The sequence below is a fragment of the Hymenobacter arcticus genome (genome assembly GCF_054779975.1).
Map to the genome: position 1 here is coordinate 340,013 of NZ_BAAGXF010000003.1, position 25,316 is coordinate 365,328.

Annotated in this window: 17 protein-coding genes; 6 read left to right on the forward strand and 11 right to left on the reverse strand. The window is 64.3% G+C overall.

Translation table 11 applies throughout. From position 1 onward, the window contains the following. Positions 1–37: 37 nt before the first annotated feature. From ACYVGC_RS07870 to ACYVGC_RS07880, 3 genes are all read right to left on the reverse strand, one after another. Positions 38–2,446, reverse strand: a complete 2,409-nt coding sequence (locus tag ACYVGC_RS07870; RefSeq protein ID WP_460583259.1) for an RCC1 domain-containing protein — start codon at positions 2,444–2,446, stop codon at positions 38–40. 320 nt (positions 2,447–2,766) lie between these two features. Continuing rightward, positions 2,767–4,341 (reverse strand): ABC transporter permease/substrate-binding protein, encoded by a 1,575-nt coding sequence (locus ACYVGC_RS07875; protein ID WP_460583260.1) that lies wholly within the window; start codon positions 4,339–4,341, stop codon positions 2,767–2,769. 155 nt (positions 4,342–4,496) lie between these two features. Further along, positions 4,497–5,135, reverse strand: a complete 639-nt coding sequence (locus tag ACYVGC_RS07880) for a CatA-like O-acetyltransferase (RefSeq protein ID WP_460583261.1) — start codon at positions 5,133–5,135, stop codon at positions 4,497–4,499. Positions 5,136–5,207: 72 nt separating this feature from the next. Here ACYVGC_RS07880 and ACYVGC_RS07885 point away from each other — a divergent pair, with 72 nt between their 5' ends. Then, entirely contained in the window at positions 5,208–5,903 is a 696-nt protein-coding gene (locus ACYVGC_RS07885) for an HAD family hydrolase (protein WP_460583262.1), read from the forward strand. Positions 5,904–5,933: 30 nt separating this feature from the next. On the opposite strand, the gene ACYVGC_RS07890 is transcribed toward ACYVGC_RS07885, so the two are convergent. From ACYVGC_RS07890 to ACYVGC_RS07900, 3 genes are all read right to left on the reverse strand, one after another. Further along, the gene (locus ACYVGC_RS07890) at positions 5,934–7,292 is read right to left on the reverse strand and encodes a Gfo/Idh/MocA family protein (protein WP_460583263.1); all 1,359 of its coding nucleotides are present in this window, start codon (positions 7,290–7,292) and stop codon (positions 5,934–5,936) included. 184 nt (positions 7,293–7,476) lie between these two features. After that, the gene (locus tag ACYVGC_RS07895) at positions 7,477–8,886 is read right to left on the reverse strand and encodes a 3-keto-disaccharide hydrolase (protein WP_460583264.1); all 1,410 of its coding nucleotides are present in this window, start codon (positions 8,884–8,886) and stop codon (positions 7,477–7,479) included. Positions 8,887–9,097: 211 nt separating this feature from the next. Next, entirely contained in the window at positions 9,098–10,111 is a 1,014-nt protein-coding gene (locus ACYVGC_RS07900) for an ABC transporter ATP-binding protein (protein WP_460583265.1), read from the reverse strand. A 67-nt stretch (positions 10,112–10,178) separates the two neighbouring features. On the opposite strand from ACYVGC_RS07900, the gene ACYVGC_RS07905 reads away from it, so the two are divergent. Beyond that, positions 10,179–10,724, forward strand: coding sequence for an SMI1/KNR4 family protein (locus ACYVGC_RS07905; RefSeq protein ID WP_460583266.1), 546 nt, complete (start codon positions 10,179–10,181; stop codon positions 10,722–10,724). A gap of 6 nt (positions 10,725–10,730) precedes the next feature. Here ACYVGC_RS07905 and ACYVGC_RS07910 read toward each other — a convergent pair whose 3' ends face one another. The 3 genes from ACYVGC_RS07910 to ACYVGC_RS07920 form a co-directional block, all read right to left on the reverse strand. Further along, positions 10,731–11,333, reverse strand: a complete 603-nt coding sequence (locus ACYVGC_RS07910; RefSeq protein ID WP_460583267.1) for a YdeI/OmpD-associated family protein — start codon at positions 11,331–11,333, stop codon at positions 10,731–10,733. Beyond that, positions 11,330–11,755, reverse strand: a complete 426-nt coding sequence (locus tag ACYVGC_RS07915) for a DUF1761 domain-containing protein (protein WP_460583268.1) — start codon at positions 11,753–11,755, stop codon at positions 11,330–11,332. Before ACYVGC_RS07915 ends, ACYVGC_RS07910 begins: the two co-directional genes overlap by 4 nt. A gap of 78 nt (positions 11,756–11,833) precedes the next feature. Next, complete coding sequence (locus tag ACYVGC_RS07920; protein WP_460583269.1) at positions 11,834–12,808, reverse strand: helix-turn-helix transcriptional regulator; 975 nt, start codon at positions 12,806–12,808, stop codon at positions 11,834–11,836. A gap of 186 nt (positions 12,809–12,994) precedes the next feature. Between ACYVGC_RS07920 and ACYVGC_RS07925 the strand changes: the two genes are divergently transcribed. Together ACYVGC_RS07925 and ACYVGC_RS07930 are read left to right on the forward strand one after the other, a co-directional pair. Next, complete coding sequence (locus ACYVGC_RS07925; protein ID WP_460583270.1) at positions 12,995–13,966, forward strand: NADP-dependent oxidoreductase; 972 nt, start codon at positions 12,995–12,997, stop codon at positions 13,964–13,966. Between the two features lie 35 nt (positions 13,967–14,001). Beyond that, complete coding sequence (locus tag ACYVGC_RS07930; RefSeq protein ID WP_460583271.1) at positions 14,002–14,871, forward strand: helix-turn-helix domain-containing protein; 870 nt, start codon at positions 14,002–14,004, stop codon at positions 14,869–14,871. Between the two features lie 261 nt (positions 14,872–15,132). Here the strand turns inward: ACYVGC_RS07930 and ACYVGC_RS07935 are convergent, their stop codons facing one another. After that, on the reverse strand, positions 15,133–17,532 hold the full coding sequence (locus ACYVGC_RS07935) for an RCC1 domain-containing protein (protein WP_460583272.1): 2,400 nt from the start codon (positions 17,530–17,532) through the stop codon (positions 15,133–15,135). A gap of 78 nt (positions 17,533–17,610) precedes the next feature. Next, a complete protein-coding gene (locus ACYVGC_RS07940) occupies positions 17,611–20,007 on the reverse strand; it encodes an RCC1 domain-containing protein (protein ID WP_460583273.1) in 2,397 nt (798 codons plus the stop codon). Between the two features lie 242 nt (positions 20,008–20,249). Here ACYVGC_RS07940 and ACYVGC_RS07945 point away from each other — a divergent pair, with 242 nt between their 5' ends. Next, positions 20,250–23,510: a tetratricopeptide repeat protein gene (locus ACYVGC_RS07945; RefSeq protein WP_460583274.1), complete on the forward strand. Its 3,261-nt coding sequence runs from the start codon at positions 20,250–20,252 to the stop codon at positions 23,508–23,510. 35 nt (positions 23,511–23,545) lie between these two features. Further along, entirely contained in the window at positions 23,546–25,306 is a 1,761-nt protein-coding gene (locus tag ACYVGC_RS07950) for a TonB-dependent receptor (RefSeq protein ID WP_460583275.1), read from the forward strand. Positions 25,307–25,316: the final 10 nt, after the last annotated feature.

Sequence of the window (25,316 nt, forward strand, 5' to 3'; positions counted from 1 at the left end):
TTTCTTTGCGCAAGGCCTAAGCATGTCAGAAAAATGCTTAGTCCACCACCAGGCGCAATGTGCGCGTGGTGCCCCCCGCAGTGGCGCGCAGCAGGTAGAGGCCGGGGGCCAGGCCCGCCAGCGCAACCGTAGCCGTGGTGGCGGTGCGTAGCCGGCGGCCCTGGCTATCGAAGAGTGCCACGGCCACGGGCCCGGCGGGCAGCCCCCAAAGCTGAACCTGGTTGTGGGCCGGATTAGGTGCTAATTGCCATTCAGCCAACGCTTTGCCTGGCGTAGCGGCCAGCAGCAGGCCACCGGTTGGTACGTAGATGGGCAAGGGGTTAACGGCCGAGTTGTTGCCCAGCTGGCCGTAGTTGTTGAAGCCCCAGGCCCAGAGGCTGCCATCGGGGCGCACGCCCACGGTGTGGCCCGCGCCGGCCGCCAGGCTTTGCCAGGTGCCGCCGCCGGGCACCCGCGCGGGGGCCGGCTGGTTGGCAGTAGTGCCCAAGCCGAGCTGGCCGTAGTAGTTGAAGCCCCAGGCCCAGAGCGCCCCATCCTGGTCCAAGGCCAGCGAATGGGTGCTGCCCGCTACCAGGCTTTGCCAGGTGGTGGCGGTGCCTACCTGGGTGGGCGTGCGCTGGTCGGCCACGCCTTGGCCGGTGCCGAGCTGGCCGTAGCTGTTGAGCCCCCAGGCCCAGAGGGTGCCGTCCTGGCGCAGGGCCAGGGTGTGGCCGTAGCCGGCGGCTACGCTGCGCCAGGTGGCGGCGGTGCCTACTGGGGTGGGGGTGCTTTGGTTAGCGGTGGTGCCCAGGCCGAGTTGGCCGTGGTTATTCTGGCCCCAGGCGTGAAGGGTGCCATCGGCGCGCACGGCCACAGTGTAGTAGCTGCCGGCGGCCACGCTGGCCCAGGTAGCGGTGCCTACCTGGGTGGGTACGTTCTGGCTGGTGCCGGTGCCGAGCTGGCCATAGCTGTTGAGGCCCCAGGCCCAGAGGGTGCCATCCTGGCGCAGGGCCAGGGTGTGGCCGTAGCCGGCGCTCACGCTCACCCAGGTGGTGGCGGTGGCCACCTGCGTGGGCACCAGCCGGTCGTCGATGGTGCCCAGGCCCAGCTGGCCAAAAAGATTGTGGCCCCAGGCCCAGAGGGTACCGTCCTGGCGCAGGGCCACGGTGTAGCCGTAGCCGGCGGCCACGCTTACCCAGGTGGTGGCGGTGCCCACTTGCACCGGGGTAGCTTGGTCGGTGGTGGTGCCGGTGCCCAGCTGGCCGTAGTTGTTGAGGCCCCAGGCCCAGAGGGTGCCATCGGGGCGTAGGGCCACCGAGTGGTTGTAGCCGGCGGCCACGCTGCGCCAGGTGGCGGGGGGCGCTACCGGCGCGGGCGCTAGCTGCAAGCCCACGCCGTTGCCCAGTTGCCCAAAGCCATTATTGCCCCAGTCCCACACGGTGCCATCCTGGCGCAGGGCGGCGGTGTAGCCGTAGCCCACGGCCACGGCCTGCCAAGTGGTGGCCGTGCCTACCTGCGTGGGCACGGGCTGGTCGGTGATGGTGCCGTGACCGAGCTGGCCGTAGTAATTCAGGCCCCAGCTCCACAGCGTGCCATCCTGGCGCAGGGCGGCGGAGTGAAAGCCCCCCGCCGCCACGCTGCGCCAGGTGGTGGCGGTGCCCACCTGCACCGGGGTGTTGGAGCTGCTGGGGCCGCCGGTGCCGAGCTGGCCGCTGCTGTTCTGGCCCCAGGCCCAGAGGGTGCCATCGGTGCGCAAGGCCACTGAGTGCGCCTGCCCGGCGGCCACGCCCACCCAGGTGGTGGCGGTGCCTACTTGCGTGGGCGCGGCCTGCTGGCTGGCGCTGGTACCGGTGCCCAGCTGCCCATAGGTATTATCGCCCCAGGCCCAGAGGGTGCCATCCTGGCGCAGGGCCAGGGTGTGGCCCGCCCCGGCGGCCACGCTCACCCAAGTGGTGGCGGTGCCCACCTGCGTAGGCATGGCCTGGGCCGCCGGGCCGCCCGTGCCCAGCTGACCGGTGCTATTATCGCCCCAGGCCCAGAGGGTGCCATCCTGGCGCACGGCCAGCGAGTAGGCGGCCCCGGCGGCCACGCTGCGCCAGGTAGCGGTGCCCACTTGCACGGGGCTTAGCTGGTCGCTGCCGGTGGCGGTGCCGAGCTGGCCGCCGTTGTTGTCGCCCCAGGCCCAGAGGGTGCCGTCCTGGCGCAGGGCCAGGGTGTGGAGCTGGCCGGCGGCCACGCTCACCCAGGTGGTGGCGGTGCCCACCTGGGTGGGGGTGTTGTGGCTGGTGAGGGTGCCCAGGCCGAGCTGCCCCTGCCCATTGAGGCCCCAGGCCCAGAGCGTGCCATCGGCGTGCACCGACAGCGTGTGCTGCCCGCCCGTGGCCAGGCGTTGCGCCCGCGCTGGGCCACCAAACGCCAACAGGGCCAGCCCCAGACATAGCAAGCCCCAGAAAGTAAATTTTGGCATATAAGCGAATAGGAATCCGGCGCGGCGCGGCAAAGAGCGTGCCCGATATAAGTTATTTCCCGGCTAACTTCTTGTTACTGAAGAATAAAAAAGCCGCCGGGCAGTGGTGTCACGTAGGGCCCATGACTGGGCCGGGCCCCTCTAACGGGGTTGGGTGGTTGGAGTTGGCTTCCGGGGGCAAGCCCGCAAAAAAGCCGCTCATTCAGGCGGCACGCACAATGCGGCAGCTCCGGCCGCCGGGCCCGCGTGGGCAGGGCAAAACGTACTAGGTACGCATCAGATTTCTAGTGCGGTTATCTAATTAAAATATTGATTGATAATTACTTATGATTTAAATATCCACCCAGCTCCGAGATACTGGCAATACCTAACTCGCCCGCCTGCTGGCCGCGCATGAGCAGGCAGTAGGTGTTGTTGAAGCCCAGCGGGGCGCGCCACTCCAGGTTGTAGCGCCGCCGAAACTCGGCCCGCACGTAGCCCAGTACCGCCGCCGGCTGGCCGCCCAGCGAGTCGAGCACCGCCGCCGAGGGTTGCAGCAGCACCTGCAAGCCCGTGCCAGTGTACTCGGGGTACATGTCGATTTCGCCGCCGCGCAGGGCCTCAAAGCAGATGCTGGTGCCGCCGAGGCCGGTTTTGGTGGCCACCGCTAGGTCGGTATTGCCCCGGATGAGGGCGGCGTATATTTCCACCAGAATGTACTGCTCAGCAAAAATCTTGGAGCCCAGCCGCACCACGGCGGCCCCGGCCGGCAGGGGCCGTGGGGCTTTCCAGAGGCCCTTGCGGCGCAACCACTTCAACGCTACCACTTTAGGCTCCAAGTGCAGATAGTCAACCTGGTAGTTGAGGGTGGTCATGGCCGAGTCGGAGAGCTGGCCGCTGAGCTGGTCGAGCACGGCACCCAGCTCGGGGTGAGCGCGTAGCAGGGCGGGGCGCAGCACGGGCGCGGCGTAGTAGGGGGGCAGGGCGTGGCGGTCGTCGCGCAGCACGCGCAGGCCGTAGGCCCGGATGCGCCCATCGGTAGAGTAGCCGTCGATAACATCAACGTTCGACGCGCGGGCGGCCTCGTACACCAGCGCCGGGGCCAGTACTACATTAGGTAAGTGGCTGAGGCCATAGGCTTTGGTGAGGCCCGGCAGGCAATCGGCCCGGCCCACAAACTCGGGGCTGAAGCCCGCCCGCAGCCGGCCCGCCGCCTGCGGCAGCCAGTAGCCGGCCGCCAGCAGGGGCAAGGCCAGCAGCAGCCCGCCGCCCACCGCCCGCAGCCGCCGGGCCGACTGCTTCTCCAGCCAGCCCAGGCCCGCATCGAACGCCAGCGCCAGCCCCGCCGCCGGAATGGCCCCGGCCAGTATCATCACCGGGTTATTGAGGGCGATGCCGCCAAAGATGAACTCGCCCAGGCCGCCCGCCGCCACGTAGGCCGCCAGCGTGGCCACGCCCACGTTGATGACCGTGGCCGTGCGAATGCCCGCCATCAGCACCGGCAGGGCCAGCGGCAGCTCCACGCGCCGCAGTATCTGGCCATCGGTAAAGCCCAGGCCCTTCGCGGCTTCCACCACGGCCGGCGGCACGCCCTGAATGCCCGCCACCGTGTTGCGGATGATGGGCAGCAGCGAGTACAGCAGCAGCGCCAGAATGGCTGGTGCCGCCCCAATGCCCATGAGCGGAATCAAAAACCCCAGCAGCGCAATGCTGGGCACGGTTTGGAGCACGCCCGCCACGCCCAGCACCGCCGGGGCCCAGCGCGGCCGCCGCGTGAGCCACAGCCCCACGGGCACGCCCACCGCCACGCCCAGCAGCAAGGCCGCCGCCGTAAGCGCCACGTGCTGAAGCGTTTGCTGGCCCAGTTTGCCCGCCTGCGCGTGCCAGAAGGTGAAGAGGTCGGTAAGGGTTTGCATGGGGTCTTTAAATGGGATGCGAATCGTTTGTCATTGCGAGCGCAACGCAGTGGAGCGCGGCAATCGCCCCAGAACGACGACGTACGGGTATCGTTTTGGGGCGATTGCCGCGCTCCACTGCGTTGCGCTCGCAATGACAAACGGCTTTGGCTTTATCATCCATTGCCACTATCCAGCCGCTGCTGAAAGGCCGCCAGAAACTGGCCCACGTGGTAGCCATCGGCCAGGGCGTGGTGCACGTTCACGGCCACGGCCATGCGCTGGCCGGCGCCGTGGTCGTAGGCTTGGCCGAAGGAGATTTTGGGGGCGCTGTCGGGGTGGGTGAAGCTGCGGGCGTGGGTGAGGCCCGTGAAGCGCACCCACGGAATGGCCGAGCAGTGCAGCACGTCGGGCCGGCCGGTGCGCTCGCTCAGGCACAGGCCGCCGGCCTGCTGCACGGCCGCCATCTCGGGCTGGGCGGTGGCCAGGAACCCGGCCAGGGTGGGCTGGTATTCCAGAAACGAGAAGCCGAAGGTGTGGTCGGGCCGGCCGATGGTGGCCGAGGCGTGCACCTGGTCGTAGCAGTACACCTGGCCCTGCTCGATGCGGTGGCGAAACTCCGGTACCGAGTTGGCCGCGGCCACGGCCTGGTAGAGGTAGTACAGAAAAAACGACACGCCCAGCCGCCGGGCCTCGGCGCGGGCGATGGTGATATCGACATCGGCCACGAGGCCAAAAAACGGTTCTTCAAACGCCGTGAAAAAGGCGAAATGCTCGCGGCGGGGCCAGGTGGCTTGGTCAATAAGGGTGCGCATGGGCGGCAAGTTCGGTACTTTTGGGCCTTGGCTTCCTGGTGAGGCCCTTTTTCCGCCTTTGTACTTGCCTATATGCTGCGGCCCCAGCTCATTGCCTTCGACGCCGACGATACCCTCTGGCCCAACCAACCGCACTTCGACCACGTCGAAACCCAGTTTGCCGCCATCATCGCGCGGTGCGGCGACCCGGCCCTCATCGCCAGCCGCCTCTACGCGGTGCAGCGGCACAACATGCACCTGTTTGGCTACGGCGCTAAATCATTAATGCTGACCATGATAGAAACGGCCATCCAGCTCACCGACGGGGCCGTGACGGGTGTGGAAATCCAGCAGCTGCTCGACCTGGGCAAGCGCCTGCTCGACTTTCCCATCGAGCCCCTGCCCGGCGTGCTAGAGGTGCTTACCACCCTAAAGCAGCGCGGCGCGCGCCTGATGGTGCTCACCAAGGGCGACCTGTTTGACCAGGAAAGCAAGCTGGCGCGCTCGGGCCTGGGCGATTTTTTTGACCACGTCGAAATCGTGAGCGAGAAAAACGAAGCTACCTATCGGCGCATCCTGGCCCGCCACGACGTGGCCCCCGCCGACTTCGTGATGATTGGCAATTCGCTGAAATCGGATATCCTGCCCGTGCTGGCGCTGGGCGCGCCGGCCATCCACGTGCCCTACCACACCACCTGGATTCACGAGGAAGTGCCCGCCGCCCAGTTGGTGGGCCTGGATTTTCACCGTGTCGAATCGTTGGGGGAGGTGCTGGATTATCTGGGGTAGCAACCGCCCGAATATAACAACTGGTAAACCCTAGGCTGTGAAGACTTTACCGCCGACCATTACCTCCTGGGTTTTTTCGTCGAAGGTGGCTTTCAGGCCCGTGTGGGCGGCGGCGGTGGTCATGATGTTGGCGATGGAGTGGCTGTAGCCGGCTTCCACGGGGGCGTTGGGCTGCTGGCGGCTGCGCACGCACTCCATCCAGTTGCGGATGTGATTGGAGGTGAGTAGGTCGCCGCCGGTGTTGGCCGACGCTACCACGGCCTGCGCGTCGGTGAGCTTGGTTTCGGGCAGCAGGTTGGCGGGCAGGTGCATGGCGTCGGCAAACTGCTTGGTGAGGCCGCCCCGGGGCGAGATGAGGTTGGTATTGAGGTTAAGCTCGCCGCCGTTGGAGTAGTAGATTTCGGTGGGGTGCTCGTCGCCGTTGTGCATGCGCGAGCCAAATGCCACCTGAAAGCCGGTGGCGGGGTCGTTGGCCGGGCCATAGTCGAACACCGCCGTGAGGGTGTCCCAGTTGCGGCGGCCGTCTTTCCACATGTAAATGCCGCCGTTGGCCACTACGCTGCGGGGGTGGGGCAGGCCCGTAAACCAGTGCACGGTATCAATCTGGTGGCTCATCCACTGGCCCGGCAGGCCCGACGAGTAGGGCCAGAACAAGCGGTATTCCAGGTACTTGCGCGGGTCAAACGCCTCGAAGGGTCGGTTCATCAGGTAGCGCTTCCAGTCGGTGTCGGCCTCGCGCAGCTGCGTCAGCAGCTCGGGGCGGCGCCAGCGGCCGGGCTGGTTCACGTTCCAGGTCAGCTCCACCATCGTGATGGGCCCAAACTTACCCGATTTGATGAACTGCTCGGCCGCGCGGTAGTTGGCCCCGCTGCGGCGCTGCGAGCCAATCTGCACAATCTGCTTCGAGCCCTTGATGGTCTTGAGGGCGGCCCGGTTGTCGGCCATCGTTTCGGCAAAGGGCTTCTCCACGTAGGCATCGCAGCCGGCCCGCACCGCCTCGATGGCGTGCAGCGCGTGCTGGAAGTCGGCGGTGCCGATAAACACGGCATCCACGTTTTTGCTGGCGTAGAGCTCGTCGTTGTTGCGGTAGGCGGCCACGGGGTGCCCAAGTTTTTCTTGCCACTGGGCCGCGCCCTCCTCCCGGCGCTTGCTCCAGATATCGGACACTCCCACTATATCGAAATTCAGCTCCTTGTAGTGGTTGAGAAAGCAGGGCATGTGCGAGCCGCGGTGCCGGTCAGAAAAGCCCACCACACCCACCCGCACCCGGTCGTTGGCCCCGATAATGCGCTTGTAGCTGCTCGCCGACCACACCACGCGCGGCGCCACAATGGCCGCCGCCCCGGCCAGGGCAGCCTGCTTGATAAAAAAACGACGAGGAGTTGCCATAGGGTTGAGGGGGTGGGATGATGGAAGGGGGTGGTTGGGGGTGGGCGTCACCTCACCCCCTCTCCAAAAAAGAGGGGGAACTAGTTTGGTTATAATAATCTAAAAATCAATAGTTTAGAGCTAGATTTAGAAACTAGTTCCCCCTCTTTTTTAGAGAGGGGGGTTAGGGCGCGCCGCAAGCCAACTACTTCAGCTCCTTGAGCTTAATGCTACGAAATGCCACTTCGTTGCCGTGGTCTTGCAGCAGGAGGTGGCCGGCTGGGGCCTCGCCAAAGTTGGACCACACCTTGTACTTGCTCTCGGCCACCAGGGCGCGGAACGTGGGCGAGCCGCGCTCATATTCCAGCACCTTCACGCCATTGAGGTAGTGCTCGACGTGGTTGTTGGGGTACACTACCACGCGGCCCGTGTTCCACTCGCCAATGGGGTGAAGGAAGCGCTCGGGCTTTTTGGCCGTTTGCAGGTCGTAGAGCGAGGCCAGCGTGCGGTTACCGTCGCGGCCCAGCTTGGCATCGGGGTGCAGGGCATCGTCGAGCACCTGGTATTCGAGGCCGATGGCTGAGCCCTGGGTTTTCTCGGCCAGCGTCACGAAGTACTTCACCCCGCTGTTGGCCCCCGGCGTCAGCTTAAAATCAAACGAGAGGTCGAAGGCCTTGTACTCGGCATCGGTGATGATGTCGCCCACGTTGGCCGCCTCCTTGCCCTCCGAGGCCTGAATGGTCATGGTGCCGCCGGCGGTTTGCCAGCCGGCGCTTGGAAAAGCGCTGCCCTTCACGCTGCGCCAGCCCTGGCTGGTTTTGCCATCGTAGAGCAGCTTCCAGCCGTGCTGCTGCTCGTAGGGCGCGAGGTAGTTGGGCACGAAGTTGACCACGTAGATATCGGCCGGAAAGGGGCTGGGCTTGATGTCGGTCGTCTGGATGGTTATATTCTTGAAATACACCTTCTTACCTACCTGTTCCTTGGTGGTGATGCCGTGCACTTGCAGGCCGATAAAGCCCTTGGGGTCCACGGGGTCCACCACGTAGGCCACCGGAATATTATTAATCCAGGTCTTCATCTCGTTGCCGAGGCACTCCACCTTCACGTGGTTGTACTGGCCGAGCTTGAAGGCGGTTTTGGCCTGCGGGTGCAAATCGAGGGGGTAGAGCCACTGGCGGCGGGCCTCGTCGTAGATGCCGCCCGACCAGCTGCGCGCCGAGGGGTCGATTTCCAGCTGCCGGCCGTACACTTTGCCCGGCTGCCCGGCCGAGTCGAAGTGGCTGCGCGTCTGCACGCCCGAGTTGCTTTCCGCGCTCTCTATCTTAATGTCCAGCTCCAGGCTGAAGTCGCCGTACTCCTTTTCCGTGACCAGAAAGGAGTTGCCCGAGTTCAGCACGGTGGTGCCCACGATGGCCCCGTTCTCGACCTGGTAGTCGGCCGTGCCGCCCAGGCGCTTCCAGCCCGTGAGAGTTTTGCCATCGAAAAGACGTTGCTCGGCCCGCCGGCCATTAGTGGCGGACACCGGAGCCGGGTGGGCCGGCCGCAGGGCTAGGGCTGGCAACAGGGCCAGCGCTCCGGCCGCCAGGCGAGCGGCGAGAGTTACGCGGTTTTTCAAGGGTGGGATTGACTAAAAGAGTGAGCGTAAGGCAGAAGCGCGGTCCAGCCCGCGCCGCGCAATATGGCACCAATAGCCCGGATTTCACAAAAAGCGGCGCGGCCGCCCACCAAACGGCAGGTAGCAACCTGTGTTACGCGGATGGCGTGGGGCGCAGTTGGCGCGGGGCTCTGCCCCGCGCCAGCCGTCACCGGCACGTATGTAACAACCCCTAAGTCAGAAACTGCCCGAATGCCGCCAGCACGTTGCCGGGCGTGAGCCGGCCCGGCGTGCCCGCCAGCGTCAGGCCCACCGGCCCCACCTCGGCCAGTTGGGCCAGGGCTTCCTGCACGCTGGTGGTGAGCGGCAGGGCCGGGGTGCCCGCCGGCGCGGGCTGCGCCCCGGTGGGTAGAAAAGGCTGCACCTCAGCCAGGGTGGTAACCCGCATTTCCAGACCCAACCGCTCGGCCTGGAAAAAGCGGCGCACGAAGTCGTTGGCGGGGTGGCGCAGCAGCTCGCGGGGTGGCCCCAGCTGCTGAATCTTGCCTTCGTTGAGCAGCATAATGCGGTCGGCCAGCTCGAAGGCCTCGGTTACGTCGTGGGTCACGAGCACCACTGTTTTGCGGCGCAGCTCATCGAGCTCCCGAAAGTCGCGGCGCACGGCGGCGCGGGTGAGCGGGTCGAGCGCTCCGAAGGGCTCATCGAGCAGCACCACGGGCGGGTCGGCGGCCAGGGCGCGGGCCAGCCCCACGCGCTGCGCCTGCCCGCCCGAGAGCTGGGCCGGCAGCATGGCGGCAAAGCGCGCGGCGGGCAGGTGCAGGCGCTCCAGCAGTTCGGTGGTGCGAGCGGCCGTGGTGGCGGCGGGCCGGCCCAGCAGGCCCGGCACCAGGCCAATATTCTGAGCGACAGTATAATGTGGCAGCAAGCCTACCTGCTGAATAACGTAGCCGATGCCGCGCCGCAGTTCTTCGGGGCGCTGCTGGCGCACGTCGCGGCCGTTGAGTTCGATGGTGCCACCGTCGGGCTCGATGAGGCGGTTGAGGGTTTTGAGCAGCGTGGTTTTGCCGCAGCCGCTGGGGCCCAGCAGCACCAGGGTTTCGCCGGCGGCTACCTCAAAGCTGAGGTCATCGACCACGAGTTGCGCACCGAAGCGCTTGGTAAGATGGGCAACGCGGATAACGGGCGGCGGGGTAGGCAAGGGGCGGGGGCCAGTAGAAATGAAGGGCGACGGCTGCGCATCGGCCATAATGATAAGCCTTTTAAAGCCATTTTTGTGTTCATTCGAGCAGCTTCTGCTTAAATGACTAAGCCACATGCCGCTTTTCCAACGTCTCCCCAAACCTCTCTCGCCGGTAGCAGTCGATACGGCGTATCTGGCCACCCATCGGCTGCCGGACAACCTGGGGTTTCCGCCCTCCTATCAAACGTTCGCCCAAGAGTTTGGCTGGGGCCGCCTGGGGGAGCTGTTCCTTATCTACGTGCCCCTGGGTAACTATCCTGACTCCTGGCAGGTGCGCAGCCCCTGGATTAAGGAGGGGATGGATGAGTTCTACATACAAATGGAATACGACGACCCATTCGAATTAGAGCCCGACGGCTACGTTGGCCTGGAGAAGTCTTTGCTGCCTTTTGCCATGAGTGAGAACGGCGAATACCTGGCGTGGGACATGAGCAAGCGCGGGCCGGATGAGGAACTGCCCATCTATGTCCTTGCGTCGCGCATAGGGGGAATGCGTTACGGAGGGGCCAATCTGAGTGAGTTTGTTGACAACTGCCTGAGCGAGCAAAAAGTGAAGCAGGTACTAGGAACAGGTTACGCGCCCCTGCCACCAACTTTTGAACCCCTGGCCTTAGTATAAGCCTGATTACCCTGGTGGCGGCCCTTCGCAAGCCGGCCCGCCGGGTGCCGCCGGTTGGGTGGCCAGCGCCAGGATGGCCGCCAGGCGCTGCTGCCGGGTGGCGGGGCGTTTGGCCAGCACCAGCCCCAGCAGCAGGTTGCGCCGGGCAGTTCGGCTGAGTTGCCCGAAGTGGTTGCCGGCGGCGGGGTGTTGCGCAAAGGCACGTGCCAGGTCGGCGGGCAGGTGCAGCGCTTCCACCTCGTCGAGCAGCGTCCAGGTGCCGTTTTGATGGGCTCTTTCTACGCTGGCCAGGCCGGCGGGCATCATCCGGCCTTCGGAAATCAGCCGTTGCACCTTGGCCTTATTCACTTTCGACCACCCACTCGTTGGCTTGCGGCGGCTGAAAAACTGCTGGTACTTTTCAGCATCCAGCGGTTTGGCCTGGCTGTCTATCCAGCCGAAGCACAGGGCCTCGTCCACGGCTTCACTCCAGGTGAGGGTAGGAGTGGCGGAGGCCTTTTTGTGGTACACCAGCCACACGCGCTGGTGCTGCTGGTGGTGCGCTTGCAGCCACTCGCGCCAGTGCTGCGGGCTGTGGGGGCAGATGGTAAGGGCTTCCGGCTGGCTCATAGCTGTTGCCGTAACGCATTTAAAATGAGGCAGGTAAGCGCGATACCCACCACGTGGTAGGCGCTGGTAATGGCGCTGTAGAGGAAGGGCCGGGGGATGTTGGGGTTGATGGCGATGTTAGTGGTGTTGGCCACCAGGTACCCGATGCCCACGATGGCCGCCAGGCCCAGGGCATCGCCATAGGTGGTGATGTGCAGCGCGTAAAAAAGGAGGGTAGTGGCCAGCACCGTGGCCAGCACGCACACGCCCGGCCCCACCACAAACAGGGCCGACTGGTTATTGAGCGTCTCATTGGCTTTGCCCAGCGACACCTTGTAGGGCTGCGGAAACAGCACCATGTACCACAGGGCCCCCAGAAAGAAATAGGCGGCAAAAGCGGCGGCTACGCTCAGCCAGCTGATGTCGGAGAGAACGTTGAACATAAGGCGAAAAATGGGGGAAGGTTGAAACAAGGCAGTTGTTGCTTTGCCTGACAAAATTCCGCTTCGCCCCTGACAGCCCTATGTCAGCATTTCGGGCGGGCCACAAAAAAAAGCGTGCGCCTGCCGGGCCAGCGTGCCCAGGTGCTCGCGCAGGGCGGGCGGCTCCACCACGGTTACGGCGCTGGCGTAGGGCAGCAGCCAGGCGGCCAGGTAGGGCAGCGAGCCCAGAAACAAAGTCATTTCCAGGCCGCCATCGGGTAGGGGCTGCTCGTGGGCCCAGCCGTACTGGCGCTTGGTATCGTGCAGGCGCTGCACCAGGTTGGGCGGGGTACTGGCTAGTTGAAGGTGCAGCACCACTTTCTCGCGCTGCCATTGGCTGGCTTGCGTGGCCCAGTACTGCTGTAAGGTTTCGGGGCGCGGGGCAAAAAGCTCGGTACCAAGCGCCAGTTGCTGCATGCGGTCGAGGCGGAAATTGCGGAACGCCTGCCGCAGCCGGCAGTAGGCCACCACGTGCCAGTGCTGGGTGAGGTAGAGGCCAACGGGCTCGATGGCGCGCGGGGTTACCGGGTCGGTGGGCAACGCCTGGTACTGCATGTGCACCACCTGCTGAGTGGCAATGGCCAGCACCAGCTGCTGGTACGTGTTCGACTCATGGGGTTGCGCCGGGTGTCGTACTACCTGGATATGAGGAGCTAGCGTGTGCAGGTAGTCGCGGTCGGGGCGGCGCAGCACGGCCCGCAGCTTGTCCATGGCGGCGGCGGTGAGCTGGGCCGTGGGCGCGTCGGTGAGGTGGGCGGCCAGCTTCTCAGCCGTGAGCAGGGCCACTGCTTCCTCGCGGGTAAACATGACCGGCGGCAGGCGGTAGCCCTCGGCCAGGGAATAGCCCACGTTGGGCTCGCCAAAGAGCGGCACCCCGGCCTGCTCCAGCGTACGCATGTCGCGGTAGATGGTGCGCAGGCTCACCCCAAGCTGCGCGGCCAGGGCGGGGCCACTCACCACGCGCCGGGTTTGTAGCTGAATGAGCAGCGTCACGATGCGGTCGAACCTATTCATAAGCTATTGATTTATAAGTAAATAGGCTAAATGCTTTAGCTCGGCGCGTTTCCAGTGAGTTGCCCGCCCCGCGCGCCGGGCCGCTACCCTTCGGCATTTCGACTAAAACAAAGGGCAGTTTGAATAAACCCGCTTTTCAGGCAGGGGTGACCTTTGCATAGTCAATAAAAACAAAAACAACTCCTTATGAAAGCGGTAAGAATTCAGGCATTTGGGGGCCCGGAGGTCCTGCAAGTAGCCGACATTGCGCGGCCGGTGCCGGCGGCGGATGAAATTTTAATCAAGGTGTATGCCAGCGGCGTAAACCCGGTGGACTGGGTAATTCGGGAGGGCGGCAACGGCTTGCGCGCTTTTTTGAAATTGCCGATGACCCTGGGGTGTGATGCGGCCGGCATTGTCGAAGAAGTCGGCAGCGCGGTAACTGCCTTTCAAAAAGGGGATGCCGTGTACGGGGAAACCAACTTTTTTGCCGATGGCAGCTACGCCGAATACTGCGCGGCCAAAGCCAGCCAATTTGCCCTCAAGCCCAAAAGCATTGGCTTTAACGTGGCGGCCGGCGTGCCGCTGGCTGGCCTCACGGCCTGGACGGCCCTCTTCGAGCAAGGCAAGCTCCGGCCCGGCCAACGCATTCTAATTCAAGGGGCTTCGGGTGGGGTGGGGAGCTTCGCGGTGCAGTTTGCCAAAGCAAAAGGGGCTTACGTAATCGGGACCGCCTCGGCCGGCAACCTGGCGTATGTGCAGGAGCTGGGGGCCGACGAGGTCCTCGACTACCGGAGCCAGCAGCTGGCCGAGGTGGTGCCCAACGTGGACGTGGTGCTCGAAGCCTCGCCCCTGCGCGACAATGCGGAGCGCCTGAAAGCGGTGGCCGTCCTAAAAGACGGGGGTATCTTCGTGAGTGTCAACGTGGACTTTCCGTTTAACGAAGAAGTGACCGCCGCCCTGGCTCAGAAACACGCTACCGGCGAGCTATCGGCCAACCAGCCCCGGCAGGAATGGCTAGCCGAGATGGCCGCGCTGATTGACGCCGGCCAGGTGAAGGTTTTTATCAGCCAGGTGTACCCGTTGGCCCAAGTGGCCGCCGCGCACCGCCAAAGCGAAACGTGGCACGTACGGGGCAAGCTGGTACTGGAAATAAGAAAAGAAGACGAGCCGGCATGAGACATTTCAAAACGATAAGTGCGTTTCATGAGGCCATGCAGCTGCCCAAGCCGCAACACCCGCTCATTAGCGTGCTGGACGTGGGCACCGTGCCGCCCCAACAGGGCGAGGAGCCCGTGACGATGCTCCTGGATTTTTACGCGATTTCGGTTAAAAGAATGCGCAATGTCCAAGTGAAATATGGGCAGCATCCGTTTGACTTCAACGAAGGTATCCTGTCCTTCATGGCTCCCAGCCAAGTGTTTAGCATGGCGGTTGCCGACAAAGCCGCCGCCGTAGAAAAGTCGGGGTGGGTGGTCTACATCCACCCCGACTTTATCTGGAATACGCCGCTGGCCAAAACCATCAAGCACTACGACTTCTGGGATTATTCGCTCCACGAAGCCTTGTTCCTTTCGGCTAAGGAAGAGGCGACTATTATGCACATTATTCGGGCCATTGAGCAGGAGTATAGCGCTAACATCGACCGGTTTAGCAAACAGATTATTATCTCGCAAGTGGAGGGCTTGCTGCACTATGCTGACCGGTTTTACAACCGCCAGTTCATTACCCGGGAAAAGGCCAACCACCAGGTGCTCGAACGGGTAGAAACCCTGCTGCACGAATACTTCAACAGCACTGATTTAGTGGAAAGAGGCTTGCCCACGGTTCGCTACGTGGCGGAGTACCTGCACCTTTCGCCCAAGTACTTGAGTAATCTGCTGCGCACCCTAACCGGGCAAAACACGCAGCAGCACATTCATGCGAAGCTGATTGCCAAAGCCAAGGAAAAATTATCGACCACTAGCCTGACCGTGAGCGAAATCGCCTACGAGCTGGGGTTTGAGCACCTGCCCTCCTTCAGCAAGCTGTTCAAAACCAAAACGAACCTCTCGCCGCTGGAATTCAGAACCTCCTTTGCCTGACGGGGCGTCGTCTTGCCAGCTCAGCGGGCCGCTTTTTGCCGAAGCCCTGCGCGTGCTGCCCAGCTACCCGGGTGGCACGCACCAGGTACCTACGCAAAAATTATATAAATTATTATAATTCAAGTAATTAAGTAAGAGTAAAGCCGATTTAACCCGGTCAGATTTCAGTAGTCGGCCTAGTGGGTGAGGATGCTGCTTTAGCAAAAGAGGTGGCTGCCAAATGCTGGCAGCCACCTCTTTTACAATGAGCAACGCCTTGCTTTACTCCACCACCAGGCGCAGGGTGCGGGTAGCCCCGCCGGCCGCGGCGCGCAGCAGGTAGAGGCCGGGGGCGAGGCCCGTCAGCTCGACCTCGGCCGTGGTGGTGGTGCGCACCAGGCGGCCCTGGGCGTCGAAGAGCTGGCCGGCTACGGGGCCGGCGGGCAGGCCACGCAACTGGGCGCGGCCGTGGGCAGGGTTGGGGGCCAGCTGCCAGGCAGTGGCCGGGCCGGCCGCGCCAAGTGCCGCCAGGGCGGTAGCCGGATAAGGAATGTAAATGGGCAGCGGATTGGCATTGGGCTGGCCGGTTTGCCCACTGGTGTTATTGCCCCAGGCCCAGATAGCGCCATCGGTGCGGAGGGCCGCCGTATGGTAGGCACCCGCCGCTATGCCTTGCCAGGTGGCGGTGCCCACTGCCCCCGGCGTGAGCTGCGGGCTGGTAGTACCCGTGCCGAGTTGGGCGTAGCTATTGTCGCCCCAGGTCCAGAGGGTGCCATCCTGGCGCAGGGCTACGGTGTGGTAGCTGCCGGCCGCCACGCTGGCCCAGGTAGTGGCGGTGCCCACTTGCACGGGCGTGGGCTGGGGCGTGGTAGTGCCGTCACCGAGCTGGCCTTTGGTATTGTCGCCCCAGGCCCACAGGGTGCCGTCCGTGCGCCGGGCTACGGTGTGGAAGATACCAGACGTTACGCTGGCCCACGTAGTGGCCGTGCCCACCTGCACGGGCGTAAGCTGGCTGGTAGTGGCGGTAGGGGTGCCGAGCTGGCCAGCGCCATTACTGCCCCAGGCCCAGAGGGTGCCATCCTGGCGCAGGGCCAGGGCGTGGTAGGTGCCCGCGCGCACGCTGCGCCACGTGGTGGCGGTGCCCACCTGCTGCGGCGTGCTATGGCTGGTGGTCGTGCCATCGCCGAGCTGGCCCTGGTCGTTGGTGCCCCAGGCCCAGAGGGTACCATCCTGGCGCACGGCCAGGGTATAGAAGTCGCCCGCGCTCACGCTTAGCCAGGTGGTGGCGGTGCCCACTTGCACGGGGGTATTCTGGTTGGTAGAGGTGCCCAGGCCGAGCTCTCCAAACTGGTTGCCACCCCAGGTCCAGAGGGTGCCGTTGGTCTGGATAGCGGCCATATGCCAACGGCCGACGCTCACGCTGCGCCAGGTAGCGGTGCCTACCTGGGTGGGGGCCGGCTGGTCGTTGGTGGTGCCGGTGCCCAGTTGGCCGTTGGGGCTGTCGCCCCAGGTCCAGAAGGTGCCGTCGGGGCGCAGGCCCAGCGTGCTATTGGAGCCCGCGCCTACGCTGGCCCAGGTGGTGGTGGCTACGGGCAGGGGCATAAGCTGCTTGGTAAAGCCTGCGCCCAACTGGCCGTTGTTGTTGAGGCCCCACGTCCAGAGGGTGCCATCGGGGCGCAGGGCCGCCGAGTGGCTGGACCCCGAGCTGCTGGCTATGCTTAGCCAGGTAGCCCCGGCCCCGGCCGCCACCGGGCTAAGCTGGCTGGTGGTAGCCCCGTCGCCGAGCTGGCCCGCCCGGTCGGCGCCCCAAGCCCAGAGGCTGCCGTCCTGGCGCAGGGCCAGGCCGTGCGAAAAGCCGGCGGCCACGCTTTGCCAGGTAGTGGCGGTGCCCACCTGCTGCGGGGCGCTGTGGCTGGTGGTTGTGCCATCGCCCAGTTGGCCAAACTGGTTGTTGCCCCAGCTCCAGAGGGTGCCGTCCTGACGCACGGCCAGCGTGTACCCCTGGCCCGCGCTGGCCGTGCGCCAGGTGGCGGTGCCCAGCTGCACGGGGCTCAGCTGATTGGCCGGGCTGCCGGTGGCGTAACCACTGCCCCAGACCCAGAGGGTGCCATCCTGGCGCACGGCCACGGTATGGCTGAACCCCGCCGTAGCGCTACGCCAGGTGGTAGCCAAGCCAATTTGCACGGGCATGGGCTGGTTGGTGGTCGTGCCATCGCCGAGCTGACCCTGGTCGTTGTACCCCCAGGCCCAGAGCGTGCCGTCGGTGCGCACGGCCACTAGGTGGCCGTAGCCAATGCTTACGCTGCGCCAGGTGGTGGCGGTGCCCACCTGCACGGGCGCGGCCTGGCTGGTGGTGGTGCCGTTGCCGAGTTGGCCGTAGCTGTTGCTGCCCCAAGCCCAGAGGGTGCCATCGGTGCGGATGGCCGCCGTGTTGAATTGCCCGGCGGCTACGCTGGTCCAGGTGGTGGTGATGCCCACTTGCGCGGGCAGGGGCTGATTAACCAAGCTGCCGGTGCCCAACTGTCGGCTACCGCCGTTGCCCCACGTCCAGAGGGTGCCGTTTGGGAAAATAGCGGTGGTGTGGTAGGCCCCCACGGCTAGCCGCTGCGCCTGCGCCGGCTGGGCCCAGGCCAGCAGCAGCAGGCAGGCCCAAAGCTTAGCTACTAAGTAAAAATTTTGCATGTAAAAAAGGTTGATTAATATGTAAAATATTGACGTAAAATATGTTGCGTGATAATAGGCGAGCAGAAAATGGTAGTGTTACTCCACCACCAGGCGTAGGGTGCGGGTGGCCCCGCCGGCCGCGGCGCGCAGCAGGTAGAGGCCTGGGGCCAAGCCTGCCAGCTCGACTTCGTCTGTGGTGGTGGTGCGCACCAGGCGGCCCTGGGCGTCGAAGAGCTGGCCGGCCCCGGGGCCGGCGGGCAGGCCACGCAACTGGGCACGGCCGTGGGCGGGGTTGGGGACCAGCTGCCAGGCGGTGGCTACACTGGCGGTATTGGCCGCTAGCGGCGTGCCGTCAGCAATGCGTAGGGGAGAAGCATTGGCATTGGAAAGGCCTAGCTGACCATAGTAATCGTAACCCCACGTCCAGAGCGAGCCATCTGCGCGGATAGCTGCCGAATAATCACCGCCTGCGGTGGTCGTTTGCCAACTGCTCCCGGTGCCAACCGGAGAAGGCGCAAGCTCGGTAGTAGTGGTGCCCGTGCCAAGTTGGCCGTTGCCGTTGTAGCCCCAAGCCCAAAGCGTGCCATCCTGGCGCAGGGCTACCGAATGGTAGCTTCCAGTGCCCACGCTTTGCCAAGTGGTAGCCGCGCCCGAACTTACTCGTATGGGGGTATTCGCGCTGATTTTGGTGCCGTTGCCGAGCTGGCCGTAGCTGTTGCTGCCCCAGGCCCAAAGGGTGCCATCGGCGCGCAGGGCCAGCGTGTGTAAATAAGAAACGGATACGCTTTGCCAAGTGGCTCCATCTCCTACGGGCACCGCTTCCCGGCGGTCGGTGTTGGTGCCATCGCCCAGCTGCCCGTAATAGTTGTAGCCCCAGGCCCACATACTGCCATCTGTCCGAATGGCCAGGATAGCATTTTCGCCGGTAGCGACAAACTTCCAGTGGGCGGCTGGGTGCAATTGCACGGGGGTAGTCTGCCGGCCGAGGCCTGCTCCAAACTGGCTGTATACATTATTGCCCCACGCCCAGAGGGTGCCATCCGTGCGAATGGCCAGCGAATAATCGACGCCGGCTGCCAGGTGTTGCCAGGTGGTAGCCGTGCCCACCTGTACGGGGGCAGGCTGGTAGGCAGTGGAGCCGATGCCGAGCTGCCCGCTATAATTATTACCCCAGGCCCAGAGGGTGCCGTCCTGGCGTAGGGCCAGCGTGTGGCCGTCTCCCACGCTCACTTGCTGCCAGGTGGTGCCGGTACCCAGCTGAGCAGGAGTGCTCCGGTTAATGGTATTGCTTTCTCCGCCCGGGTCGTAAGTATAGTGGCCCCAGGTCCAAAGCGTACCATCGGCCCGCACGGCCACCGTATAGGCGTTGCCCGCAGAAATGCTGCGCCACGTACTGGGGGTCGCCACTTGCGTAGGTAGCCGGTGGGGCCCGGCCCCGGTGCCGAGCTGCCCATAGTCGTTGTAGCCCCAGGCCCAGAGGGTGCCGTCGGTGCGCAGGGCCGCCGTGCTGCTGTAGCCCAAGGCTACCTCTTGCCAATTGGTAGTTACCCCCGCCTGACTGGGGCCGCCCAGGCCGGTGGTAGTTCCATTGCCGAGCTGTCCCCATTGATTGGCTCCCCAGCTCCACAGGCTGCCATTAGTGCGCAGGGCTACCGTATGCAACTGGTTGCTTGCTACGCTTTGCCAGGTAGTGGCCGTGCCCAACTGGGTCGGCCGAATTTGGTTGGTACCAGTCTGGCCGTTGTCATTATTGCCCCAGGCCCAGAGGGTGCCGTCGGTGCGAATGGCCAGCGTATTGTTGTTGCCGGCCGTTACGGTGCGCCAGTTGGTAGCCGTGCCAATTTGTTGCGGAGTAGGTTGGCTGGTGGTGCTCCCGTCACCAAGCTCCCCATAGGTGTTATTACCCCAGGCCCACAGGGTACCATCCTGCTGCAGCGCTACCGTGTGCAGGTAGCCGGCCGCCGCACTCTGCCAGGTGCTGGCCGTCCCAACTTGCCGGGGGGTTAGTTGCGGGCTGCTGGTGCCAGCGGTGCCGAGCTGCCCGTAAACGTTATTGCCCCAGGCCCAGAGCGTGCCATCGGTACGCAGGGCCACGGTGTGTACAGAAATGCTGCTTACGCGCTGCCAAGTGGTAGCAGTGCCAATCTGCACTGGCGCTAGCACGCGAGCGGTAGTACCGGTACCCAGCTGTCCAAACTCATTATTGCCCCAGGCCCAGAGCGTGCCGTCGGTGCGAATGGCTATCGAGTGAAATTCCCCCGCAATCACGCGTTGCCAAGTAGTGGCCGTGCCCACTTGCACGGGCGCAAGCTGCATGGTGGTAGTGCCCGTGCCTACCTGCCCAAACCTATTGTCGCCCCAGGCCCAAAGCGTGCCATCAGCGTGAATGGTCAGGGTATGATAGTTGCCCATCGCCACGCGCTGCGCGCGCGCCGAACCCGCCAGCAGGGTCAGTAGCAGTAGCAATACTAATCGGAAAGTAAAAATTTGCACAGAAAAAAGGGATTGATGGAAGTAGCGGAAGAAAAAATCCATCAAATATAGCCGGAGGTTGGTATGCTGTCACTGGTGGCCTGGACTAGCCAGCAGCTCCCACGTACCAAACTTTACCTCCTCACGTTCTCTACACCTACGCCCGGCCGCCCAAACCCCCCGGCCCGCGTTTTCTCGCTACTTTTGACCAATACGGACGCGCCCCCAATTGGCCCGCCCGCCCCACCGAACCGCTGCCCTACATGAAGCTACCCCCCCGGCTCACGCTGGCCGCCGCCCTGCTGGGTGCCGCCGCCGCCGAGCCCCAGCTTGCCCACGCCCAGCTCACCCAAACCAACGCCAGCCCCGAGCGCTACTTTCAGGAAGGCCTCGACCTGTTTGATAAAAAGCAGTACGGCGCGGCCCAGCAGGCCTTTCAGCAGTACCAGCAGGCCGGGGCCACCCGCGCCGGCGAGCAAAGCGGCCCCGCCGCCGCCAGCGGCCGCCAGGAGCGCCTGGCCGATGCCGAGTACTACTACGCCGTGAGCGGCCTCTACCTGCTGCACCCCGATGCCGAGGGGCTCATCCTCGATTTTGCCCGCCTGCACCCGGCCCACCCGCGCGCCGCGGTGGCGTATTTCGAGTTGGCCAAGTTCTACTACGACCAGCAGAACTACGGCCAGGCCAGTGCCTATTTCCAAAAGGTGGCCCCCGCCAACCTCAGCGCCAGCCAACGCACCGAGTCCGATTTCAAGCTGGGCTACAGCCACTTTCAGCTCAAGGAATACGACCAGGCCCGCATCCTGTTCGACCGTAACAAGCAGGAAGTCAGTCAGTACCGCTACGCCAGCTCGTACTACGCCGGCTACCTGGCCTACCAGGCCGGCGACTACGCCGGGGCCCGCAAAGACCTGCTGGTGGCCGCCGAAAACGACGCCTACCGCGGCGTGGTGCCGGCCATCATGACCCAGCTTTACTACAAGGAGGGCGACTACGACGGCCTCATCGCCTACGCGGCCAAGGCCTTGCAGCAAACCCCGCCGCCCCAAAGCGCCGACGAGATTCAACTGCTGGTGGGCGATGCGTACTACCAAAAGCAGGACTACAAGGCCGCCAGCCCGTATTTCGACCAGTACGCCACTGCCCACAAGGGCAAAGTCGAACCCGGCCTGCAATATAAAATCGGCTTCGCCAACTACAAGCAGGGCGACTATAAAAGCGCCATTACCAACCTCAAGAACGTGGCCGCCCGCCGCGACTCGCTGGGTCAGAACGCCGCGTACCATCTGGGCCTGAGCTACTTGCAGGACGGCCAGAAAACGGCCGCCCTGGCCGCCTTCGACGCCGCCCGCCAGAGCACCATCGAGAAAACGGTGTCGGAAAACGCGACGCTCAAGTACGCCCAGGTGCAGTACGAGCTGGGTAATTTGCCCGACGTGATTACCGCCCTGCGCGACTTCCGCCGCAAGTACCCGCGCTCCAAAAACCAGCCCGTGGTGGACCAGCTGCTCAGCGACGGCTTCCTGTCGAGCACCGACTACGCCGGCGCGCTGGCCTACCTCGAAGGCCTCGGCGACGACCGCGGCGACAAGCTCAGCGGTACTTACCAGCGCATTGCCTACGCGCAGGCCGCCACCCTTTATAATGATGGCAACTACAGCCAGGCCCTGCCGCTGCTCGATAAAAGCCTCAAGTACCCGCAGGACGACGCCCTGCGCGCCGCCGCCCAGGTGCTGCGCGGCGAAATCTACTCGGTGGGCCAGCAGTACCCCGATGCCATCAACGCCTACGCCGCCGCCGCCCGCTCGGCCCGTCAGGGTGGCGTGAGCGACGACGAAACCCAGTACGTGCAGCTGGCCCGCTACGGCCTGGGCTACGCCTACTACAACACCAAGCAGTACGCCAAGGCCCAGCCCCAGTTCCAGGCCTACCTCGCCGACCCGGCCGCCAAGCCCACCGACCCCAACTACTACGATACCACGCTGCGCCTTGGCGACACCTACTACATCGCCAAGGACTATACCGCGGCCCTGGCGCAGTACGACAAAGTTATTCAGGCCAACGCCGCCGACAAGGACTACGCCTACTACCAGAAGGGCGTGACGCTGGGCCTGCTTGGCCGCAAAGACGAGGCCGACCAGACCTTATCCTCTTTGCTCAAGAGCAACCCCGACTCGCGCTACGCCGAGCAGGCCGTGTTCCAACAAGCGCAGTTGGCGTTTCAGGCCGGCGACTACGGCCCGGCGGCTGAGGGCTTCACCCGCCTTATCCAAAACCGGCCCACGTCCAGCCTGCTGCCCGAGGCCTACCAGCGCCGCGGCGTAGCCTACGCCAACCTGGAGCAGCACGACAAGGCCGTGGTCGATTTCCAGAAGGTATTGACTGACTACCCGCGCAGCGCCGCCGCCCAGCAGGCCCTCTACAGCTTGCAGGAAAGCCTGGCCGCCCTGGGCCGCAACGAGGAGTTTGACCAGGCATTAGCTGGTTTCAAGGCCCAAAACCCGAACAGCAAGGCTACCGAAAGCGTCGAGTTTGAGGCCGCCAAGTCGCTGTACTTAGCCGAGAAATACAGCCAGGCGCTGCCCCGCGTGCAGGCTTATTTGCAGCAGTATCCCGATAACGCGCTGGCTCCCGACGCCCGCTTTATCCTGGCCGATTCGTACCTGCGCACCGGCGACAAGGCCAAGGCGCTGCCGCTGCTCAAGGCCGTAGTAGCCGAGAACAAGAGCGAGTTTGTGACCCGTGCCGTGGGCCGCGTGGCCGACCTGGAGCTCGACAATAAGAACTACCCCGAGGCCATCAAGTACTACGACCGCCTGCGCCAAGCTTCGACCAACCGCCGCGAGGTAGCCACCGCCACGCTAGGCTTGCTCAAGGCCTACTACGACGGCGGCGACTACGCCAAGGCCCGCAGCACCGCCACCGACCTCAGCACCCTGGCCGGCGCCACCGCCAACGCCACCAACACCGCCCTGCTTTACCAAGGCAAGGCCGACGCCAAGCTCGGCAACCTCGACCAGGCGGCCACCGAGCTAGCCGCTACTGTGGCCGCCGCCCCCAGCGACGTCACCGGGGCCGAAGCCCAGTACACGCTGGCAGAAGTGCTTTTTAAACAGAAGAAATACGACGAAGCCATCACGGAAGCCTTTAAGGTCAACTCGGCCTACAGCGCCTACGAGCTGTGGCAGGGCCGCGCCTTTTTGCTGCTCGCCGACGTGTACACGGCCCAGCGCGACATCTTCCAGGCGCGGGCTACTTTGAACTCCGTTATCGACAATAAATTCCCGGTGGCTGAGGTCATCGACGGCGCGCGCCAGCGCCTCAAAGCGTTGCCCGCCAGCGACGATGCCCCGGCCCCGGCCGAGGCACCCGCACCCACCAAGACGCCCGCCAAGCCCACCGCGCCGGCTAAAGCTGCCCCCGCCGTGCCCGCTAAAGCAGCGCCCGTGAAGCCCGCCACGCCCGCGCCCACCAAACCCGCCCCGGCTAAAGCGCCGGTGCGCAAACCGGCCGCCAAGCCCTAAAGTGTTTAGTAGCTCGCTGGTATAATTTCGTATAAATGAAACGTTTAGAGGTGCTAAAATCAAGCTTTACTACCGCCGCCGGCCGGGTCTTCCTGCTGGCCCTGGGCCTGGGCGGAGCCAGCACGTTTGGGGCGCAGGCCCAGACCCAACCCGGCAAGGGCAAGCCGCGCGGCACCATCCAGGATGCCGAGATTGAGATTGTGAAAGACCGGGTGAATACCCTGCCCGAGGCCACCCGCAACTTCGAGAAAATCAAGCTGGCCCCGCCGCCCAAGCCCAACCGGCAGGTCACCTATACTTACCCCGATTTCCGGCTGCCCGCCACTCGCCTCAACCCCTCGGTGCAGGTGCTCACCGTGGCCCAGGAGGAGCTCACCCCCCTCACCGGCAACTACGTGAAGCTGGGCGTGGGCAACTACGGCTCCGTGTACGGCCGTGCCCACCTGCACTCGACCCGCAACGACCAGTACAGCTATGGCCTCGATGTGCGCCACAACAGCTCGAATACCGGCCCCATCGATGGCCAGAACTCGGGCGTGAGCCAGACCAGCGCTGCCCTCACCGGCGAGTACTACAAGGGTGCCACCACCTTCGGCGCGGCCCTGGACGTGGCCCGCGAGCGCTACAACTTCTACGGCTACGACCGCAGTAAGCTGCTGGCCACCCCCGAGAGCGACGCCCTCAAGCAGACCTTTACCCGCTTCGGCGTGCGGGCCTATGCCCGCAACCGCGCCGCCGATGCCCCCCTGCAATACGAGGTGGGCGTGGGCTACCGCTACTCCGGTGACCACTTCGATGTGAGCGAAAACAACCTGCTAATTGATGGTAAGGCTGGCTACGCGCTCAGCGAAACCAGCCGCCTCACCCTCGACGCGCAGGGCTCCTTCATCTCCGACAAGCAGCCGCTGGGCCTGAGTGGCAATGCCACCCGCTCGCGCAATTTCTTTCAGGCCACGCCTGCTTACGAGCTAACCGGCAAAACCGGCCTCACCCTCACGCTGGGGGCCACGCTGGGCTACAGCGGCGATGCCCTCAACGGCGTGGGCAAGGGCATGATAAACCCGGCGGTGCGGGTAGGCTACGCCATCGTACCCGAGAAATTTCAACTCTACGGCGGTCTGGGGGGGGCCATTCAGCGCGTCACGCGCTACGACCTCAGCCAGGAAAACCCCTGGCTGGCCCCCGGCCAAACCCTGGCTGATACCCACGCCGGCCCCACGGTCTACGCTGGCTTCACGGCCACGCCCATTAGCGGCCTGGAGCTGGCGGCCCGCGCTACTTTTGGCCGCTCGCGCAACCTGTACTTCTACCGCAACTCGGTGGCCGATACCAGCAAGTTTGACCTCGCCTACGACAGCACTACCATCAACGTGGCCAACGTGCACGCCGAAGCGCTTTACAGCGCCTCGGAAAAGGTGCGGGTGGGGGTGAAGGCTGATTATAACTACTACGGCGTCAAGTCGTTGGCGCAGGCCTACGGCCGGCCGGCCTTTATCGGCACGCTCTACGGCACCTACAATGCCACCGATAAGCTGCTGCTCGGGGCCAATTTTTACTATTACTCGGCCAACTACGGGGTAGGCCGGGAGCCACGTCTCGATTATCCCGGCTATGCGGTGGTGGACCACCAAACCAACGCCGTTGTCGACCTCAACCTGCGGGCCGATTACCGGATTACCCCAAAATTCAGCATCTTTGCAATGGGGAACAACCTCGCCAACCGCAAATACCAGCGTTACCTGAACTACCAAAGTCAGGGTATCAATGTCATTGGCGGCCTCACGTATAGCTTCTGATTTAATGGTT